Raw genomic sequence first — 1,692 nt, 5'->3', positions numbered from 1 at the left:
CCCCCCACCCGATCCCGCCCGAGGCGTTCGAGGCGGCCGGCATCGACGTCCGCGGCGAGCTACACGTCGCGATGCTCGACACCAAGGCCGGATGGGACGAGTTGATCGCCCGGCATGCACCCGACGAGGCGACGCGCGACGCCGTCTTGAAGAACCCGCTGTACGAGAACATCACCGGGAGGTTCGTGCACAGCCACGACTACCTGGCGATGGAGCAGCTGCACGACCTGCACGCCACCGGCGAATACGACCTCGTCATCGTCGACACGCCCCCGTCGCGCAATGCGCTCGCGATCCTCGACGCCCCGAGCCGGATGGCCGACTTCTTCGGCAGCCGCCTGCTGCGATGGCTGACCGTGCCGTACCGCTCACGTCTGTTCACGTTCGCCTCCAAACCCTTCTACCAGGTGGCCGATCGCATCCTCGGGTCTCGATTCCTGCAGGACATCGCCGACTTCTTCGTGCTGTTCCAGAAGATGGAGTCGGGATTCGTCAAGCGCGCCAACGAGGTCGAAGCGCTGCTCGTCGATCCGCGCACCGCCTTCGTGGTCGTCTCCACGCTCGAGACGGCGCCCGCCCACGAAGCCAGGTTCCTGGCCGAATCGCTCGCCGAGCGCAAGATGTCGGTCGGCGCGATCGTCGCGAATCGCGTGCTCCCCGCACGGCTCGCGTCGTCTGCGGCAAGTTCGGCCGCCCGAGATCTCGCAGAACGGACCGGTCCGGACGCCGAGGGCGAGCCGACCGTTGCGCACGCCGTCGCGGCCGCCACCGGAGATGACGACGAAATCGTCGACCGCGTCCTGCACCTGATGGCGACCCGTTTCGACGACCTCGCGATGGTCGCTGCGCGAGAAGCCGATCGGCGGTCGGAATTGGCCGCACTCGCGACCACGACCGTGTCGGTTCCGTGGCTCGAAGGCGACATTCACGACCTGAAGGGGCTCGCATCGCTCGCTTGCCACCTTCGCGGGGTCCCCGATCAGGCAGACTCGTCGTGATGACGTCGCTCGTAGCCCTCTGCCGCGCTCACTCGTCGCTCGAACGAGCCGACATCGATCATCTGCATCGGTTGACCGCCGAGTGGACGTTCCTCGCAGACCTGTGTTTCTCGGATCTGCTGCTGCACGTCCGCTCGGACGACGGGCGGTGGATGATCATCGACCAGGTCCGTCCTGCAACGAATCAGACGATGTACCCGATCGACTTCGTGGGCAGCTGGGCATCTCAGGCCGAGGTGTTGATGGACCGGGCCGCCGACGGCGGCGAGACCGTCGAGGGCGACATCACGCTCAACATGCCGATTCTCGGGACCGAGGAATCGAACGCCCGCGTCGTGGCGATCCCGGTGCGCAATGACGGTCGGGTGATCGCTGTCCTGACCAAGGAGTGGGTCGCGCGGTCCGGGCGCAGCCTCGGCGAGCTCGAGCGCGGGTACGCCTACATCTTCGATCAGTTCACCCACATGATCGAGTCCGGAACGTTCCCGTTCGCCGGTCGGGTCGCCGATTCGAGTGCCGCGCCGCGTGTCGGTGACGGTGTGATGATGCTCGATCGCGACGCCGCAGTGGCGTACGTGTCGCCGAACGCCAACTCGGCGCTGCACCGCGTCGGGATCCAGGCCAATCCGGTCGGGATGCGGCTGGCCGAACTCGGATTCCACGACGGTCCGGCCCGTCAGGCGTTCGAACAGCG

At 66.9% G+C, this 1,692-nt stretch carries 2 protein-coding genes; both read left to right on the top strand.

The window, feature by feature from the left end:
* Positions 1–998, top strand: a 998-nt coding sequence (locus tag WBV89_RS12330) for an ArsA family ATPase (protein WP_423981648.1), incomplete at its 5' end; no start/stop codon positions are given.
* Positions 998–1,692 (top strand): histidine kinase N-terminal domain-containing protein (locus WBV89_RS12325; RefSeq protein WP_423981647.1); only part of this gene is annotated, 695 nt, incomplete at its 3' end. The genes WBV89_RS12330 and WBV89_RS12325, both read left to right, overlap by 1 nt.

Origin of the sequence: Ilumatobacter sp., from assembly GCF_049588435.1 — a bacterium.
GTDB lineage: Bacteria > Actinomycetota > Acidimicrobiia > Acidimicrobiales > Ilumatobacteraceae > Ilumatobacter_A.
This window is presented reverse-complemented; position numbering and strand designations above follow the sequence as displayed.